The 18,348-nt window shown below is 43.8% G+C and carries 17 protein-coding genes; 3 read left to right on the forward strand and 14 right to left on the reverse strand.

Annotated features, from left to right (window positions below; genetic code table 11):
• Window positions 1–2 precede the first annotated feature (2 nt).
• Window positions 3–887: a type II secretion system protein GspC gene (gene gspC / locus ACRRSY_RS20695; protein ID WP_432463933.1), complete on the reverse strand. Its 885-nt coding sequence runs from the start codon at window positions 885–887 to the stop codon at window positions 3–5.
• Window positions 888–1,142: 255 nt separating this feature from the next.
• On the opposite strand from gspC, the gene hslR reads away from it, so the two are divergent.
• From hslR to pckA, 3 genes are all read left to right on the forward strand, one after another.
• A complete protein-coding gene (hslR, locus tag ACRRSY_RS20700; RefSeq protein ID WP_432455681.1) occupies window positions 1,143–1,538 on the forward strand; it encodes a ribosome-associated heat shock protein Hsp15 in 396 nt (131 codons plus the stop codon).
• Between the two features lie 12 nt (window positions 1,539–1,550).
• Window positions 1,551–2,432, forward strand: a complete 882-nt coding sequence (gene hslO / locus ACRRSY_RS20705; RefSeq protein WP_432455680.1) for an Hsp33 family molecular chaperone HslO — start codon at window positions 1,551–1,553, stop codon at window positions 2,430–2,432.
• Between the two features lie 179 nt (window positions 2,433–2,611).
• Window positions 2,612–4,237, forward strand: a complete 1,626-nt coding sequence (gene pckA, locus ACRRSY_RS20710) for a phosphoenolpyruvate carboxykinase (ATP) (RefSeq protein ID WP_432455679.1) — start codon at window positions 2,612–2,614, stop codon at window positions 4,235–4,237.
• Window positions 4,238–4,394: 157 nt separating this feature from the next.
• On the opposite strand, the gene ACRRSY_RS20715 is transcribed toward pckA, so the two are convergent.
• From ACRRSY_RS20715 to ACRRSY_RS20775, 13 genes are all read right to left on the reverse strand, one after another.
• The gene (locus ACRRSY_RS20715) at window positions 4,395–4,646 is read right to left on the reverse strand and encodes a hypothetical protein (protein WP_432455678.1); all 252 of its coding nucleotides are present in this window, start codon (window positions 4,644–4,646) and stop codon (window positions 4,395–4,397) included.
• 393 nt (window positions 4,647–5,039) lie between these two features.
• Window positions 5,040–6,449: an O-antigen ligase family protein gene (locus ACRRSY_RS20720; protein WP_432455677.1), complete on the reverse strand. Its 1,410-nt coding sequence runs from the start codon at window positions 6,447–6,449 to the stop codon at window positions 5,040–5,042.
• A gap of 8 nt (window positions 6,450–6,457) precedes the next feature.
• On the reverse strand, window positions 6,458–7,246 hold the full coding sequence (locus ACRRSY_RS20725; protein ID WP_432455676.1) for a tyrosine-protein phosphatase: 789 nt from the start codon (window positions 7,244–7,246) through the stop codon (window positions 6,458–6,460).
• Window positions 7,233–7,649, reverse strand: coding sequence for a VanZ family protein (locus ACRRSY_RS20730; protein ID WP_432455675.1), 417 nt, complete (start codon window positions 7,647–7,649; stop codon window positions 7,233–7,235). Before ACRRSY_RS20730 ends, ACRRSY_RS20725 begins: the two co-directional genes overlap by 14 nt.
• Window positions 7,640–8,407 carry a hypothetical protein gene (locus ACRRSY_RS20735; protein ID WP_432460325.1) on the reverse strand — a complete coding sequence of 256 codons (768 nt, stop codon included), beginning with the start codon at window positions 8,405–8,407 and terminating at the stop codon, window positions 7,640–7,642. The genes ACRRSY_RS20730 and ACRRSY_RS20735 overlap by 10 nt, the downstream gene beginning before the upstream one ends.
• A 59-nt stretch (window positions 8,408–8,466) precedes the next feature.
• On the reverse strand, window positions 8,467–9,540 hold the full coding sequence (locus ACRRSY_RS20740; RefSeq protein WP_432463934.1) for a glycosyltransferase: 1,074 nt from the start codon (window positions 9,538–9,540) through the stop codon (window positions 8,467–8,469).
• Complete coding sequence (locus ACRRSY_RS20745) at window positions 9,537–10,613, reverse strand: hypothetical protein (RefSeq protein WP_432463935.1); 1,077 nt, start codon at window positions 10,611–10,613, stop codon at window positions 9,537–9,539. The genes ACRRSY_RS20740 and ACRRSY_RS20745 overlap by 4 nt, the downstream gene beginning before the upstream one ends.
• Window positions 10,597–11,607 (reverse strand): hypothetical protein, encoded by a 1,011-nt coding sequence (locus ACRRSY_RS20750; protein ID WP_432463936.1) that lies wholly within the window; start codon window positions 11,605–11,607, stop codon window positions 10,597–10,599. The genes ACRRSY_RS20745 and ACRRSY_RS20750 overlap by 17 nt, the downstream gene beginning before the upstream one ends.
• Complete coding sequence (locus ACRRSY_RS20755) at window positions 11,608–12,672, reverse strand: polysaccharide pyruvyl transferase family protein (protein WP_432463937.1); 1,065 nt, start codon at window positions 12,670–12,672, stop codon at window positions 11,608–11,610.
• A gap of 92 nt (window positions 12,673–12,764) precedes the next feature.
• Window positions 12,765–15,062 carry a GumC family protein gene (locus ACRRSY_RS20760; protein ID WP_432463938.1) on the reverse strand — a complete coding sequence of 766 codons (2,298 nt, stop codon included), beginning with the start codon at window positions 15,060–15,062 and terminating at the stop codon, window positions 12,765–12,767.
• A 31-nt stretch (window positions 15,063–15,093) separates the two neighbouring features.
• A complete protein-coding gene (locus tag ACRRSY_RS20765) occupies window positions 15,094–15,627 on the reverse strand; it encodes a polysaccharide biosynthesis/export family protein (protein WP_432455668.1) in 534 nt (177 codons plus the stop codon).
• Complete coding sequence (locus ACRRSY_RS20770) at window positions 15,628–16,824, reverse strand: outer membrane beta-barrel protein (RefSeq protein WP_432463939.1); 1,197 nt, start codon at window positions 16,822–16,824, stop codon at window positions 15,628–15,630. It abuts the gene before it with no gap.
• A gap of 41 nt (window positions 16,825–16,865) precedes the next feature.
• Window positions 16,866–18,278, reverse strand: a complete 1,413-nt coding sequence (locus ACRRSY_RS20775; RefSeq protein ID WP_432455666.1) for an undecaprenyl-phosphate glucose phosphotransferase — start codon at window positions 18,276–18,278, stop codon at window positions 16,866–16,868.
• Between the last annotated feature and the right edge of the window lie 70 nt (window positions 18,279–18,348).

Consider the following 18,348-nt stretch of genomic DNA (forward strand, 5'->3'; position numbering starts at 1 on the left):
TACTATTCATTCGGCAGGCTGAAGAAAATATCCTGTAGCTGGCCATCTCGTTCTACGGTTATCGTAATATCCGTGAGATCCGCCATCTCTTGCATCACTTGCATTGCTTGCGCGTTATCGCGCAGATCAAATCCATTTAGCGCAACCGCTAAATCCCCCGCTTTTAATCCAACTTGCTCAAACACTCCCTTATTTTTACCTGGATTCACTCGATAGCCAGTTAAAGCACCATCTCGTCGCACCGGGGAAATTCTGATGTAATCAGTTAACTTAGAAGGATCTTTCAAGACTTCTTTCACGTCCACTTTAAGCTGTTTTGCTGTTGCAGTACTAGAGCCAGTTGCTTTAAAGCGAAGATTAGTGCGAGCAGATGCAACTTTATTGTCGGGATCTAATAACAAACTTTCGTAAACCCCACGGTGCAACAAAATAACCCGATCGACTTGGATTTCTTTAATCACCGCTTGCGTACCTTGGATCGACTCATCTAAACCATAGGTTTGTTGCTTACCTTTATTTTCAATAATCGCCAGCGATTTGGCAGGGTCACTACTCGCAACCAAACCGGAAAGTGTTAATTTTAAAGAGGTCTTCGGTGCTTCGGTCGAAGCTGGTCGAGCAATCACTTTAGAGGCTTTTTTAGCCTGATATTCACCAAACAAATTCAGTTTAAGCAAGCGAGTCAAATCGACTTGTTGATGGTTACCAAGGGTATCTACTGCTTGTGGAACCCAGCGAAAAGACGGCGTCTGTCGAGGGAATAACAACCAAGTAATCGTGGCTAACTGATAGGCCGCAATACATAACAAAAGCACAGTGACGACGACACTACTCTTTCGTGATGGAACATAGCGAACAAGCTGAGCTGAGAGAGATTTAATATCCATTTATTCTTATAATACATCTGACATCGCTATACGATTATCCAGGTTCCTTATGAAATATCCAAGGTAAGCCGCCAAGCACGGAAGTTATTCATTCTAAAGAGACTTGGCAACAGAACAAGTGCTGTAAGAACAAAAGTTGCGTTGTTTTGCACTTTTATTACTTTTATGTTGTATAACGCACTAAACTGGGCGATAGCGAGCGTCCATAAAGCTGATATAATTTAACAACTAATAGACCAGCAAGCTAAACTTTTTATGAAACCTCAAACATCTAAAGACTCAGCAACGCGCATCGACAAATGGTTGTGGGCCGCTCGTTTTTATAAAACTCGTGGACTCGCTCGCGAAATGGTGATGGGCGGAAAAGTCCACTACAACCAACAACGCTGTAAACCAAGTCGCAACGTTGAAATTGGTGCCACCATGAGTCTATGGCAAGGCCAGCAATATATTGAACTGGTAATATTACAAGTCAGTGACAAACGCGGCCCAGCATCTCAGGCTCAACAACTCTATCAAGAAACCGAGGACAGCCTCAAGAAACGCGAACAACAAACATTACAACGTAAGCTGTTAGCACAAAATACTAGTCCAGAACGACGCCCCGATAAAAAGCAGCGTCGTCAAATAATTCAGTTTAAACAAAAATAGTCAGGTCTAAACATGAAGCAAGACATTCTAAACCGTTATATATTCGAAGATTATAATCTGCGTGGTGAGTTAGTTCAGCTACAGCAAAGCTACCAAGAAATCGTCGGACAAAAAAACTACCCAAGCCCCATCCAAAACTTATTAGGTGAGTTGCTTGCCGCAACTTGCTTACTGACCGCGACGCTAAAATTTGAAGGTGACATCACCGTGCAAATTCAAGGCGATGGCCCGGTTAGCATGGTTGCCGTGAGTGGCACCGAACAACAACAAATGCGCGGCGTAGCGAATTGGAAAGGAGCCATCGACCCTCAAATCAGCTTTAGCGAACTGGTGGGTAAAGGGCACATTGTAATTACCATTACCCCAACCCAAGGCGAACGCTACCAAGGGATCGTGAATATTGATCCTGCAGGAGTGGCAGCCAGTATCGAAAGCTACTTTCAGCAGTCAGAACAACTCAATACCCGCATTTGGTTATTTACTGGGATCCATCAACAACAGCCTTACGCGAGTGGCTTATTCCTACAAGCTCTGCCAGCCAGCCAAGCAGAAGATAAGGAACACTTTCAACTGATCGCCACTTTAAGCGATACCACCACGGCGGCAGAGAGCTTTGAATTGGACGCGGAGCAATTACTCTACCGTCTATATCATGAGCATCAAGTTAGATTGTATGAGCCACAACAAGTCAGTTTCAAATGTAGTTGCTCAACACAGCGCTGTGAAACTGCATTAATGAACATAGACCATCAAGAATTGTTAGATATTTGTCATGAACGTGGACATATTTCCATGCATTGCGACTACTGCGGGCATGAGTATCAATTCAACGAAGCCGACATAGAAAACTTTTCTCAAGACAAACTATCGACAAACCCAAGCAACCTTCACTAAACTAGGCCAAGGGAATGCGTGTTTCATCGCATTTCCTGATCACAATAAATATAACCATAATAAAATGTGCTGGTAATTTGACGCCCTTCTCTTTTTACACCCGTTAAAGAGCTAGAATCAAAACCATTACTAACAAAAATATAATATAAATCTTACCTCTCTACCTACAGGAGACTGCTATGCTAGACGTTGCAGAAAAGGATCAGGTGATCAACCTGACGCAATACGGCATCAAAGACGTGTCGGAAATTATTTACAACCCTTCTTATGAAACACTCTACCAAGAAGAAACCCGACCCGAATTAACTGGTTACGAAAAAGGAATTGTAACTCAGTCTGGAGCCGTTGCGGTTGACACCGGGATCTTTACCGGACGTTCCCCCAAAGATAAATACATCGTGTTAGATGATTCCACCCGAGACAGTATGTGGTGGACTTCTGAGCAAGCTAAAAATGATAACAAACCGATCGATCCGGCAGTCTGGACCGATCTCAAAAAAATAGTAGCCGACCAACTCTCTGGTAAACGCCTATTTGTGGTCGACACCTTTTGTGGTGCCAACCCCGATACGCGTTTAAAAGTGCGTTTCATTGTAGAAGTGGCTTGGCAAGCCCACTTTGTGACCAATATGTTTATTCGTCCAAGCGCAGAAGAGCTGGTCGATTATGAGCCAGACTTCGTAGTGATGAACGGCTCTAAAACCACCAATCCTAACTGGCAAAAACAAGGTCTTAACTCCGAGAACTTTACGGTTTTCAATATGACCGAGAAAATGCAAGTCATTGGTGGTACTTGGTACGGCGGCGAAATGAAGAAAGGCATGTTCGCCATGATGAACTACTATTTGCCACTCAATGGCGTCGCCTCGATGCATTGCTCTGCCAACGTGGGTGAAAAAGGTGATACAGCGATTTTCTTTGGTCTATCAGGAACTGGGAAAACCACTCTGTCAACCGATCCGAAACGCCAACTCATTGGGGATGACGAGCACGGCTGGGACGATGAAGGTGTATTTAACTTTGAAGGTGGCTGCTACGCAAAAACCATCAAATTGAGCAAAGAAGCTGAGCCTGATATTTATCATGCGATTAAACGGGATGCCTTGTTAGAAAACGTAACCGTGCGCAATGATGGCAGCGTAAACTATGACGATGGGTCGAAAACCGAAAATACTCGCGTTTCTTACCCGATTTACCACATTGAAAATATCGTGAAGCCAGTGTCTAAGGCCGGACCTGCGCAAAAAGTAATTTTCTTAACTGCCGATGCATTTGGCGTGCTACCACCAGTTGCCAAACTCACCGCAGAACAAACCAAGTATCATTTCCTATCTGGCTTTACCGCCAAATTAGCGGGTACAGAACGTGGGATTACTGAGCCAACACCAACCTTCTCTGCCTGTTTTGGAGCGGCGTTTCTAACTTTACACCCCACCCAATATGCTGAAGTACTGGTCAAACGGATGGAAGCGGCTGGCGCAGAAGCTTACTTGGTGAACACCGGTTGGAACGGTACTGGTAAACGGATCTCGATTAAAGATACACGAGCAATCATCGATGCAATTCTCGATGGTTCTATTGAACAGCAAGCCACTAAAATCTTGCCGATCTTCAATCTAGAAGTCCCCACAGCATTGCCGGGGGCAGATAGTGAGATCTTAGATCCACGAGATACCTATCAGGATCCATTGCAATGGCAAAGTAAAGCTGAAGATTTGGCCCAGCGTTTTATCAAAAATTTTGATAAATATACTGATAATGCCGAAGGAAAAGCTTTAGTCGCAGCGGGTCCACAACTCGACTAATCAATTCACATTGATTGAACGATAAAATGCCAGATGGTGATACCAGCTGGCATTTTTATTTCCGTCAGTTGGAACGGGTTTATCGCTCTGGCGGCAAGACGAAAAAAGGCTAGCGAAAGCTAGCCTTTGATTATTTTCATAGCGTACAACGACTCATTTAACTAGCAGACGCAAAACCACTCCCACCAGAACCTGCACCACCACTACCAACACCAGGCATACTCGGTGGCGGTGGTGGCGTCAATAAACCTACAGGATTCAGCGCAGCAGGAAAAAATGGTGCCGAAAGCCCAGCAGGCGGTGCGGGTAAAGGCTGAGGCGGATCGGCAGCAAGCGCTAGTCCTGCCGCCATCATTTGCCCTGCCGAGACTAAGATCAGTAGCCATTTTGTTAACCGTATTTGCCTCATAAGTCCTCCTTGAACTAGCGTGGCATAACTACAAATTTACTTACTGTTGAAATAGCATCAAGCTCAAAAAAGCTCTACGGTCACGATTTCAACACCAAATACACTTCTTTTACAAAATCCATGCAAATAACAATCCAAATAATTTGCAAAGAAAAATCAATACGTTATTAAAATAAATTTTTCTGTTTTGTGAGCCATGTAAAATAAATTGACAAACTTAGCTGCGGTTATTTCGAACGGCTAACCGCCTCACTCTGATCGACGTAATAAATGCAGCATAAATCGTTCATCCATTCTGAGAGGCTCGACTGATAACAGTCATTACCACCATTGATCCTCCGTTTTCCAGTGACTCATAACATTTTCCTCAACTGTATAAACAGCGAACAGCGCTTATACATCCCTTAGATGCCCTTCTGTCGGCATCGTCGCAGCAACCATTCCCAGGCATAATACAATAATGAAACTAGCGGCATTGGCAGGGGCCTGAAGATTAAAATCGACACTAATGTGGATCAACATCGCCACAATCGCCATCATGCATCCCAACGCTGTGGCCCGCATGAGTGGGTCCATTCTTTTTCTGATTGCGATCAAACATCTAATTAGAGTCCAAAGCACCGCTGCGCCTAAAACCGCCGTAGCAAACACACCGTACTCAATACTAAACTGCAGATAGTCGTTGTGTGCATGATCGTAAAATTGAGCTAAAGGCTGAGGCGCGTAGTTTTGAAACAAGGCATAAAAACTACCGGCACCGCTGCCCGTGATAAAAAAGTCTTGAAGCATGTTCAAACTCCAATCAAACACCGCGACCCGCTCTTCTTCTGCCAATACTGTCGAACTTAGTCGCTCTCTTAGATTGTCTAAACCAAATAAGGAACTCACAATCAATACATCGATCAACAAGACACTCACAAAGAAGACGGTTAACGTACGTGGCCGCTTCCGAAACAAAACCAGAGCAAAACAAGCGCCAATAATAGTACTCACAAAAAAAGCACTATTGCCCATCCGCGAACGCGACATAACCAAACCAATCACCATAATCACCATGCAGAGCCTGATCAACATTTTACGACTCATGAATGCTTCAAGAATGCGTTTTAAGGACTGCTGCCAGCTGCTACTTTGTTGGGCATTCAGCTCCGACACGACGAGGCTTAAACTCATGCACAAACATAAAATAAGATAATTCGCAAAGTGGTTTTTATACACAAAGGAACCCGTCGCATGGCTTGCCGTAGGGATCTCAAATACTGGAGATGCCGCAACATCACTTAAAATGAGCATGGTGCCGTAAAAAGCTTGAAAGGTCCCACTCACGACAAAAGCTAGCATCAGCACTTGCATGCGTTCGCGGCAATTCAATAACAAACAACAATTGACCGCGAGTAAGAGATAACTGCAGCCCATCACTAAATTAACCAAGGTCCGATTGGGATCCAGTGACAACGGTGCCTCGCTGAGCGGCTCAACGCTAACGCTTGCAAGTTCACGAAAGCTGGCGGCAGCACCGCTCCACAAGCTAAGCATATCAATAGACAAGGGAAGTAACTGAGCCAAAGCCACCAACTGCAAGATCCCTAAACCGAGTAACAAAAATCGGTTGGTTTTTAGCCACCCCCAAGGAAGGGCCTGGCGCCAACAGTAAACCAGTATCAAACTTTGCAGAGCAATCAATCCTTCCATAATCGACCAAGCCCAAGGTCGATTGCTGGCTAATGGAATTGGCAGCCACACCACTAACAACAGTAATAGGCCAAAAGCAAATCGCTCTGTTTTGGGAGAAAACATGTCCATCAAGGCTCCTAGGCTTTACGACTAAAAATATCAGGCTCAATCAGTGATGTGACGGTCGTTGCCAGTGTTCCTTGACAGCTAGCCGCAATCATTCCGGGGGTATCAATAAACAAACGTTGCGCTCGCGGCTGCCCACAAAGCAAACTCACCTTATCGTAAGCTTGACTCAAATTTGGCTGACGCTTCTCCAATCCATGGCAATCACTCGCGACCACGTCAACCAAATCATCCTCTAGCATTTGAAATGCTGTTTGTTGAGCCGTCTGGCGAAATTCTCCCAACAATGCACCGGCTGTCACTTGAAATAAACAGCCTAAACGACGCCATTGGCTGACCAGATTAATTTCATTCCATACCCCACGATTTCGCTCGGGATGAGCGATTAAGGGAGTGATATTTCTCGCCGTTAACCACTTAATAAAATTATTAAACCCTTGTGGAACATGTCCATGGGGAAGCTCCAGTAGCAATACATCTTTATCTTTAAAGCGTCCCAATAAAGGCAACTTTCCCTGTTTATGCCAAAGCATAATTTCTGGGCACAGGTGCACTTCGGCAGCGTAATATAGTTGCAAAGGAAGTTGCTGAGCATGAAGCTCTCGATTTAATAGCTTGTAGCTATGGCGGATCGATTGTGGGGTATTATCAAAAACTCCCGGTAAAATATGTGGGGTAGCCAGCATCACTTCTATGCCATCATCTACTGCAGCACAGAGCATTTTTATACTTTGTCTTAAGTCTTTTGCCCCATCATCAATTCCGGGTAGAATGTGACAGTGAATATCAACGAAGCCCATGTTGCTGCTCCTTTTTTTGCTTAAGAAGAAAGAGGTAATGAAGCAATAACCAGCTGGTCAGCGCGCATAAAATACCAAATAAGTTACTGATTAAATCGGTCCACGAAAACTCTCGCGTAGGGATAAAACGCTGTAAATTTTCATCCACTGCAAAAACCAATATGAGCAGTAAAATAAAACGACGAACGCGCTCTCGGTGCGCTTTTCCAAAACGACAAAAACCAAATAACAAAGCAATGGTACACAGGTAGGAAAAAATAAGATGAGTCATCTTGTCGCCACCTAAAGCTATTTCCAGTCGCCAAAGGGACAAAGAAAACCAGCCAAGAGATTTAAGCACACTGCCTAAAACCACCAGCGAAACAACCGTTACTGCTACCACTTTTAAATTAATTACTGCCATGACGATTGCGCCTTACAAAATTCGGCTTGAGCAATCGAACCTTGATAAGTCAGTAGGTAACAAATCCGATCTCTCACCAGTGCCGAAGGTATCTCTCGCTTTAGTTTGCGATTGATCGCTGGATTCTCGAGTAAACTCACTAGCGAGCTTTCTACCACTTGCTGCTGAAGCGGATCCAATCGCTCCCAATTAGCAATCCCTAAATTAACCATACCGAGCAAACTTGCCTTGGTTTTTGGCGCCACCGCGACACCTTGCGCCAAGTAAGCAAACCAAACCGCTGCTGGCTCTCCCATCGCTTGGCGGTTACTCGCAAGCGCAACATAAGTATCTGGCCACGTCGGCCTTAGATTCGCCGCTTGCTGATAAAAAGAGTAAGCCTTAGCCAAATTTTGAACTCGCTGTTGCGCTTTATTATCTTCACTTGAGATCACTAATTGATAAAAATTGCGCCACTCGACCTGCTTGGCAGCAAGGGTTAAATAAAGTGGATCATCATGACGCCATGCCAACATTTGTTGAGACACGAGCTCTGCAATCAGAACGTTTTGTTCGCTAAGTGAATGGCTATAGTCTTGCAGCCATCGCTCATGCCAGTTACGTAACGCATAGGAATAAACGTTGGCCAAACCTAACTGAAACGCCAATACCAACACCGTTAGCGAAATCGCGACCATTGTCGCCAAGCCGAAATAACGCCATAACATTCGCCCAAAATAAACTGCGCTTCTTGCTTGCATTTCAATAGATGCTTCCATTGCATCTCCTTAAATTATTAACTCCCGCGTACATCGTTCGCTCACCTGAAACCATACGATTAACTGAGTGTTTGCTCTGATAGCGCTAAGGTGTCAGCCGCAATTTGCCGATATAGACTTAATAATCCGGCATAATTTGCTAAAGAAAAATGTTTGCGGATATGCGCTTTGGCATTGTGAGACAGCCGTTGGTATTCACTCGTATCGGAGAGTAACTGCTGACAACGTTGATACAGTTCTTCTATGCTGTCACATAGATAACCCGTTTCGCCATCTACGACGCAGTCCACCACGCCATGAGTTCTGATTGCGACCACTGGTAATCCAAAATACTGGGCCTCAATGGGAGCCACCGGCATTCCTTCCCAATGCGCAGTTGAAACATACAATCGAGCCGAGCTGTAATATTGAAACAAAGCCTCACGCGATAACCAGCCAGAGACATAATCAATCCCATCGGGTTTCGGTCCACCAAGCCAAACGAGACTATATTGATGACTGGCTAAAGCATACAGCGCCTTAAAGTCGTCAAAGCCCTTTTGTTTACAGATCCGGCCCACCGAGATAATGTCAGCCTGCGAGCTGGTCACCGAGGAAGTTAGATCCGAGAAATTCACCCCATTAGAGATAGTATGCACCCGCACCTTAGTGCTGAATCCCTTGGCCAGTTTTGCTTCAGATCCGCCACAAGCAACGATACAGCCAATCAAACTGAGTCGTTTTTCTATCCAATAGAATACTTTTTGTTTTAAGGGAGAAAACTCCTCCGATAAAAAGGCAAAACAATGGGGGGTGTAACAGAGCTTGTGCGCGCTCAACCCAAATGCGATCCGTCCCAAGAAACCAGAGAACGAAGAATGCAGGTGGATCACCGAATAATTCTTGGTCTTTACACGAAATAGCAGATAGCAAAAGACTTTCACTAAAAAGAAACGCTCTCCCCGCTCGTAAGGTATCTCAATTAAACCCACATCAGGGAAACGCTGTGCAAGATCCTTCGGAGTTTCATCCTTTTTGCTATACAACAAATCAAACTGGAGTTGCTTATCCTCAGCGGATAAATATTGAATTTGGTCAGAAATAACAGAGCATACCCCGCCGGCAAGGCATTCAGTAAAAATAAGCACTTTCATGATATTAAGGTCCTTTTACTCATCCAATAAAAAATCCCGCAACGCAGTATGTAACTCAAACAAACCACTACCAAAGGAGCATAACTCTGAGAAAGATGAACCGACAAACCAGTCACCATCACTAACATGCAAAGCACCACAAGATTGGGCAAATAGAATTTAATTTTGTTCTCTTTTAAGCCACCAATGTAAAAAGACAGCTCAATAAATACGCAGGCAAAAATAACCAGTAGCAACAGGAAGTCGCTGCCACTAGGGGGCAAAATTAAATAGATATATTGAAACACTAAATAAATAGAAGGGATCGCTAGCAGAGCGGCCAGCACAAAAAATATCTTAAATACCGTAGCACTGAAAATTTTGGTATTAAATTGGGCAAACGCTGCCTGTATGAAAATCGACCAAAACACAACAAACTGTAATAGAAGACTATAAAAACCAAGCGCTTCCATTGAAGAAACTGCAGCAATAAAATAACGCTGAAAGAACATCAAAAAAGTCGATGAGAACTGATAGCTTACCGAGTTAAGCGCCGATTTAATCACTGGCAAAGAAACATATGTTGTGGGCCGATGGTTCAAATAAAACATCAATAGGAACAAAAACATAAAAATACCAACAAAATAATCAAAGGCAACAAGCGGATGATTAATTGATAAGCAGACCATAAGAACGGCAATAATAAGAGCAAAAAGCTGGTACTTTTGGTAACGCTCTTGTTTCGAAAACGACACCATTGAATCTAAGTAGACATCAACAAACTTCACAAAAAATATAATTTTAAAAATATCCCAAGCGAATAACAAACAAAGTAAATAAGCAAATAACAAAACGACTAATAGACTAAATCGAATACTCTTATGCACCTGATAGGCACTCTGATTTTCGCGACTCGAAAAATATCCCGCTAAAGAGAAATTCTTACTTGATAACATCAATACAATCACAATTGATGAAGCAAAGCTTAAAAATAAAGAGTACTGTCCAACATAACTTAAGTCGTAATGCCGAATCAGCATCAGCGGGATCAGCCACTGAATAATTGGATTCATAAAACTAATCAGCGCGTTCATATTTCATCCAAGAAAAATACATCATGATATAAATTGAAACAGAAGATAAATGACGCATGTAACTGCCGAGATCGGGTTCAAATAAGAGTAGAACCAGTAAGTGACTTATAAATAATAAGCCAAACAGACGCAACTCTATGCTCTCGATTTGAGAGAACTTAAAAAAAGACACGAGTAAAATAAGGATATAAATCTGAAGGTAGAGCGAGTTTCCGGTGAAAACAAAAAAAATCGGGAAATTAAAATAAACCAAGCTAGAAAAATAATTCCCCATAAAAGCCTGCGCTGAATCGGGAGTCAAAGGGTTAAAATAGATCGTTTCGTGTCCCGCTCCTCCCATCGGTCTTAAGGAATTAAAAATATCTCGGGTACCTTGCACCTTAAAAAAGATATCCTCTGGAAGCAAAAATAAAGAGAATAAGACAAGCAATACCACCAGCGCTTTATATTCAAAGTTCAAGCGTTCCATTAATAACAATAAAGCAAATACGGCGATGATCAGTAAGTAATAATTACGAACCAAGCCATAGCTAAGGTACAAAGCAAAGATCAGTAATAAGGTATAAGAGAGATTCTTAGATTTGCGATACACAAAAAAACAAGCAATAACTAAAATAGAAACCAAGGTTTCTTTTTGGGGCCGAGATAAGCCAAGAACCAAATGAGGCATCAATAGCACAGAGCCATAGGCTAATTCGTCCCAGCGCCGAACAAAAAATGACATGGTGGCAATATAGGCAATGCCTGTAACAAACACTAATAGACTAGATAAATGCTCACCAAGGAACTCAAACACCAAAGTCGTATAATAATAGGAACCATCTTGTGAAGACGGAGACGTGCTACCACTCGCCATCTCCATAATCAATTCAGAATCGCGAAAATATTTTTCGGGCAAAATAGCCTCTCCCCAGAGGAAGACCACTAAAAAAGCCACCAACCATAGTGAGAAAAATAGATACTTGTAGTATTTACTCTCTTTACGAATATACATTTATAAACTGGCTCGAATCTGATTAAAAAAGTCCATTTCATTCATTGCTCTCAGCTTAGCGACTCGCTCTTCTACCTCTACACTATTAAAATTGTATGCGTTATCAACGTACTCTGAGATATTCAAATCTTGATATGCACCAAACCCCTTCCTCTCATAACTGAGATGAAAGGTTTTAAAGCCTGCTAATAGCGATTCAATGGCACCATGCAAACGAACTGAAATCACTAGCGCTTGCGGGTATTTTGTTAAGGCCTCCTTCACCGAAATAAAATCACTAATCCCGTGTTGTTGGTAAAAATCACCATCGTTATTAGAATTGACCTCACTTTGCACCGCATAAACAACGCTCTCGAATTGCGCCAATACTGGCTCTAGCTCTTTCAAAAACTTATGGTTAACCGCTTTGCCACGGCGTAAATCCCTTAAGATCAAGATACAAGTGGAAGAGTGAGGCAATGTTGAAACTTCTAGCGAGTCAAATTTACGGATCAACTCCGAAACGGCCATATCTTTCACTCGCGTGCTTTGGAGATTAATATTTTTAAGCTCTGCGACGGTTTTATCATCGCGAACAAACACTTGCTCAGTATTGGCCAGTAAGCGACTCAACCACGCAGAATAGACATAGCGCAGCGGACCAATACTCTGCGAGAGTAGAATATGCGGCTGATTAATGTTGCTTTTAACCCAAGCAATTTGTGAGCAGTGCACAATCAGCGTTTTTAGGGCTTCGCTGAGGGAACCAAACCTTAAATATCCGCCACCAACGGAGTAGAAACGATCACAATGTTGTAAGGACTGGTATTGTTTTGCTGAATAGCGCCCAAACAGCAGAAAGCCAATAACTTTCAATAATACCGCGACGTGCCCCAGTATGCCGCTACGGGAAAATTCATTACCAAGCACCTGGTAATCGCCGTTAAAACTATCGGGATCACTACAAACAATGATGATCTCGGTATCTTGGCCATGTTGCTTCTTTATATATTGGCAAGCTAGCTCAACCAGCAAACCATCACCCGAGTTTTTAGACGAATAGCAATTCATCAAAGCGACTTTCATTCGGCTTTCCTTCCCTTTAAAGCTAAGGATGCGCTAAACCAGCGAACCTCAATTGTTGTTTACATCCATAGCACGAGGCTAAAACTAAGTTCTTATGACTGTGTGGCCTTACCGCTCTGATTTTGATATCCGTAGTATTGGTAATCCCCATATTCATTTTTCTGTTTAGGACTGGCTTTATTAATCACCACACCATCGATGGCAATATCATGTTTTATAAGACTTTCTAAACTACTATTCAGTTGCTTTATATTGGTGCTTCCGGCTTGAACCACCAACAATGCGGCTCCTGCTAAGCGGCTGAGTAATAAACCATCGCTCACCGCCAATAGCGGGGGCGAATCAATAACAATCTTGTCATAGCGCTGCTCTAACTGTTCAATCAACATCGCAAACTTATTTGAGGCTAATAGCTCCTGAGGATTCGGGATCAACATGCCACCAAATAAGGTATCAAGACCCGATTTTTTATGATGATAAATACAATCACTCAGCTCTGCGCCCATCACCAGATGATTGGTGAGGCCCAACGGATTTTGATTAAAACCAAAACGCTCAGACAAGCTAGGTTTGCGTAAATCAGCTTCAATCAGCAATACTTTTTCCATGCCCGCCATTGCCATCGCTAGGTTCATGGCCGTAGTGCTCTTACCTTCGCCAGGTACCGAAGAAGTAATGCACACCCGTTTACGCTGGTTGTTGACCAAATTAAATAACAGGGAAGTTCGAATAGTGCGGATCGATTCACTAAAATATCGCTGCTTTTCGTCAAAAAACACCTGACTATCCATCAGCTTATTCTTATATTTTTTAGCGTTGATTTTTGGGATTGCACCGAGCGGATGTAAGCCCAGCTTTTCTTGGATGTCGGATGACTTCTCGATAGTGTTATGAAAAGCATCCGTAATTAACACTAAGACCATGGAAAACAGCAAACTGGCCAAAGCAACTAAGGCAATGATGAGACCTTTATTGGGCTTCGCTGGATCTAAAGGGATGACCGCGCGATCGCTAAACCGCGCCACTGCCGACTGAAAATCATTGGTCGCTGCAGTCTCTTTCTGTCGATTCAAGAACAGGTCATAGAGCTTACGATTACTATCAACCTCACGCTTAAGCGCGTCATAGGTCGCGCGCTTCACCGCAATCGCTTGGAACTGAGTTTTCTTACTGGCTAATTCTGCTTGAATTGAATTTTCTTGCTTAACAGCCCCTCTTAACTCTTTTTCTATCCCCGTGGCCAAATCGTTAAGCACCCGACCAGCTCTCTCTCGCACTGCCGCTAACTGTGCTTGGGCTTGGATCATTTTGTCATGTTTCGGACCATAACGCTTACTCAATTCAGAAACCAAACGTTCCGCTTCAATCTCAGCGACACGAACATCACGCAATTGCGGGTGATTGGAAATGACAGAAATCGAAGACAGTTCAGCTAAACCGGCGTTCCGGTTATCTTGTAGTACATAGTAGAGTGACTCTGCGGCCACTCGGCGATCTCTGGCATCGCTGAGCCGGCGACTTAAATCATTTAACTCATTCGAAGCCAAACTATCGACGCCGCTCACATCAACCAGTCCTTCCGACGTTAAAAAATCGGCTTGGCGACTCTCTGATTGCTCGACCAATGCTCTCAGTTTATCTAAACGAGTCTCTAACCAAGTGCTTGCCTCTTGATTGGCATACAATCGAGATTCTCGGTTATTTTCGATATAGGCTTCCCCAACAGCATTTGCAACTTGCGCAGCCAATTGAGGATCCTCGGATTCGAAGATGATTTTTACCAACTGAGTTTTTCGTAGTGGGCTAATACTTAAACGCTTACGAAAATTCTCCATCACCGTTTGCTGCCTTTTTTGGAGCAGCATCTGTTCACTGAGCGGCTCTCGTAATGGCAATAAACTCAGCAACAAAGGCGAATGAGCGCCAAGATTATACAGCGTCTCGAGAGGATTCTTCAGTTGCATCCAGCCACTGTCGGCTTGCTCTCCATTTAATTCAGGGTACTGCTCTAGCTGTAACCCTTGGATCACTTTTTGCGCAATGGTACGGGATTTTAATAGTTCAAACTGGGTGAGATAGTATTCTTGTTTAGAGGTATCAACCCCAATCACGTCTTCAATCGAGACCGCTTTTCTTTGCTCCGCTTCGATCAATAGCACCGCCGAAGCTCGATAAACCGGGGTAATCGAAAATGTAATCAAGGCGGCAAGTAAGGCAGCCAAAAAAGTAAAACCAATAATCATCCAAGCCCGTCGACGTATTACCGAAAAGTACTGGCTCAAATCAATAAACTCATCTTTATTCACTGGTCGCTGCAAAGAATTAAGTCCGAGCCTGGAAGCTGGGTTGTCTATATGCAGGACGTTGCGTTGGGCTGTGTGATTCACCATTAGACTTCCTTGTTAATCCAGTATCTTGTCGTTAAAAAAAGCTAGCCTTGACGACGATAATATCTCCGGGCTCAACCTTGGTATTGAGACTGACCTTATTTTGAGGGCTGCCACCATTTCCAGTCGTCACATTAATATTTGATTTAGACGCTCGCTGGGTAAATCCACCCGCTAAAGCCACCGCTTTTTCTATGGTTAAACCTGGCTGATAGGCGTAACCACCGGGTTTCTCGACTTCTCCATTAATAAAAACTTGTCGGTACTGGACAATATTCACCGAAACTTTAGGTTGAATTAAATAGTCACCTTTTAAGCCCGACTCAATGGTTTGTTTCAAGGTTTGAGTGGTTGCATCACTCACCGTCAAACGACCTAGGTAGGGATAATCAATTTTGCCACTATTGTTAATCAGCACTTGCATACTGAGATCGTCTTCGCCATAAACATGAATATTAATTACATCACCTGGCCCAAGTCTGTAGGAATCATCGCTGGCCGCCTGACTCACTAGGCTAGGTAGCAGCAACATTAAAAACAATAGGTAAGCAGCGAACCGATTCATCATCTAAAGAGTCCCCGAGAAGTGAATAAACATGACATTTTGCTGGTAACTTAAGCCTGCTACCGAGGAAGACTTGTCTTCTCTTTGGTAACTAACATTCAGCTTCAACCAGCGGCGTAACTCATATTCGATAGCCACTTTCGCCAGCGTAATCTGCTCATCACGATCGACACCTGTATAAGCGAGGTCGGTATCGCGATAACTTAGCTCCGTGGAGAGCCGATCCAGCCAGTAATGCTGCCAACTCGTCTGATAAATAGTTTCATCAATATAGTTGCCTAATTGATCGGGATCTTTCGCAATTTTGCTAGTAAAAACATTGAACTGTGAGTATTCCACTGGCAAATAATTAAATGACAATAACCAACTCAAACCCGAGAAGTGCTCGCGTTGGGCTGACTGGTAGCCTTTATCCTCATAACCGATCCGAGCAGAACCGCTAGACTTACCGCTAATGTCCCACTCGGCTCCAGCATAAATAAAACTATCATCGTTATTTCGACTGGCCTGATCGCTTGCGTTCAGCCGATAACGTCTTGCGAGTTGCTTAGCCTCCAACAACAATTCGGTGGCATTGGAGACTCGGTAGAAAAAGGTGGCACCATAACTGAGCTGTCGCCAGTTCCGATATTGAGTTAACGACTCCAGATTTTGATACTGCTTGGTTTCCCAGGACAATTGCAGGTCGACACGCCCGTAGGCCTGCGGCGCACCATAGGAATAAACACTCTGCAATTTATTACTTTGAAAATAAATCAGCTCTTGGATATCACTCCCCAAGCCTTGCGATAATCCTCGCCCTCTTTGCTCATGCTGATGAGCGAACCGATAAGCCAACTTGAGCCGATGCCTAAGCGCTAACTCAAGCTCAGCTTTAGCGGCAAGCTGGTGATCGAGATAGTCATCCACATGACTCTCGAAATACTCAGCCGCAGAAATTTTGTAGCCCAGCTCATAAGAAGCAAGATCTCGTTCTGCGAGGACCTTGAGCGCTGCATCCAAGACCAAAATATTAGATGAGGATGAGTCTTTTTCCGCGAGTGTAATATTGTCATCATATTTATAGCCGAGCCCTAACATTGGAACCAGTGCCAAACCAGACTCGGTCATATAGGGCTGCGGGGCCAACTTTGCATTCACAACATGACTCAGCATAAATAAAGTCCCCATTAAAACCATAAAGGCTCGAAAAATTACCATGAACTTCCTTGTAAAATCATTGCTGGCGAGGCTTGAATTCCCTAGTACGCCTGCTCACTACGAAAACCTTTAAAAATAGTGAGGTAAACAATTTTTATGTCCATCCACAAACTCCATAATTGGATGTACTCCAAGTCGTAAGCGATACGGCGCTCCATTTTGTCGAGGGTATCCGTTTCACCTCTGCAGCCATTAATTTGCGCCCAACCAGTGATCCCAGGTTTTACCTTATGGCGCAGCATGTAACGGTCAACCACTTGGCGATATTCCTCATTATGAGCAACCGCATGGGGACGCGGGCCAACGATCGACATAGAACCCATCAGTACGTTAAAGAACTGGGGCAATTCATCTAAAGAAGTTCGACGAATAAACGAACCAAAACGAGTCACTCGTGGATCATTCTGAGTAGCCTGAGTCACCTTACCGCCATTTTCCATTACCTTCATCGACCGAAACTTCCATACCCGAATTCTCCGACCATCTAAGCCGTAACGATCTTGCTTGAACAGGATTGGACCAGGCGAGCTGAGCTTGACGCCAATCGCCAACGCGATTAACACAGGACTAATCAGCAACAGAATGATGCTGGCTAAGATAATGTCTTGCACTCGTTTAGTGAATACACTAGCCAGCCCACGAAAAGGGCTGTCAAATACACTCACCGTTTGAATGTTTCCCAAACTACTCCAGCGGGAATGAATGAGATTATAAGTAAAGAAATCAGGCACAATGAAAGTGGTACAGGTGGTATCGGACAGCTGCTTCAAATAGCCGCTAATCCGACCCTTAGCATGCATTGGTAGTGCCACGTAGACATGATCTACTTGACCACTTTTTGCCAAATCGAGGGCTTGGGAAACCCGCCCAACCGGACCAAAATATTTGGAATCATCTGCCAAGCGAGCGCAATCTCGGTCATCAAAGAATCCCATGAAAACCAAACCTAAATCCGGGTTAGCAATTAACTCTTGTTGAAGCCTGAGTCCCGTTTCCGAGACGCCAATAATCAACGCCTTACGCGTGTTATAGCCAGTTTGGCGTAACAGCGCCAAAATTTCCCGAAACACGATACGCCAAACGATCAATGCGATAGGCGTGACTAATAGCCAGCCCCCGAGAACCAAACGTGAATAGTTATCGGAAACCTTCAAGAAATAGTTACTTGCGAGGATCACTGCAACCGTCACCAACCAGACACTCAGAGTCACCTTCGCTTGTTCTTTTACCGAGGCTATTCGCCACGAACGATACAGCGTGAATGACTCTGCAACAATTAAGAAGACGATGCCTAAACCAATAGCCAACATCTGGAAGTCATCATCAACCTGACCCGTTCTCCACCACGCTAATCCAGCCAGAGTGGCAAAGATGATCGCAAGATCTGTAATACGATAGACCAACGCCAGTTCGAATTCATGGCTGCGAACCAATCCATTTCTCTCGTTTCCCATAACACATCCTTGTGCCAATCAATTGACCGAAAAGAATTTTATATCAAGAGATTCATGCTGCAGATGACTC

The organism is Agarivorans sp. QJM3NY_33 (assembly GCF_050870865.2).
In the GTDB taxonomy this organism is placed as follows: Bacteria; Pseudomonadota; Gammaproteobacteria; order Enterobacterales; family Celerinatantimonadaceae; genus Agarivorans.